1 protein-coding gene is annotated in these 345 nt (G+C 50.4%); it reads right to left on the bottom strand.

Annotated features, from left to right (window positions below; translation table 11 throughout):
• Nucleotides 1-345, bottom strand: a 345-nt coding sequence (locus E1189_RS04095) for a transposase (protein WP_155158792.1), incomplete at both ends; no start/stop codon positions are given.

Raw genomic sequence — 345 nt, 5'->3', positions numbered from 1 at the left:
CGTTGTTTCTGACCTGTTTCTGCATACTGGGTCGCAGCCCGGTATCGTACGTCCAAAGCCAGATTTTCCAGACGAGAGTTCGTTCCTATACTAATGATGTAGTCCACATTTTTGCGCTCACACCAGCTAATAAGCCTTGGGCGACAGAAACCGCTGTCGCCACGAAACAGAATTTTCACCTGCGGCCATTCTGCTCTGAGGCGCTTGACCAGTAGCGCCAAAATAGCCCAGGCATGTTTTGCTGCATCAACACTGGCCGGGCGCAAATAGCTGACCAACAGCTTCTGACCACAAAAGACGTAGAGCGGAAGGAAGCAATAGTAATCGTAGTAACCTGAGAAGTGC

This window comes from Parendozoicomonas verongulae (assembly GCF_009711465.1).
Classification (GTDB): domain Bacteria; phylum Pseudomonadota; class Gammaproteobacteria; order Pseudomonadales; family Endozoicomonadaceae; genus Sansalvadorimonas; species Sansalvadorimonas verongulae.
The sequence above is the reverse complement of the archived record's forward strand: the minus strand, read 5'-3'. Positions and strand labels throughout refer to the sequence as shown.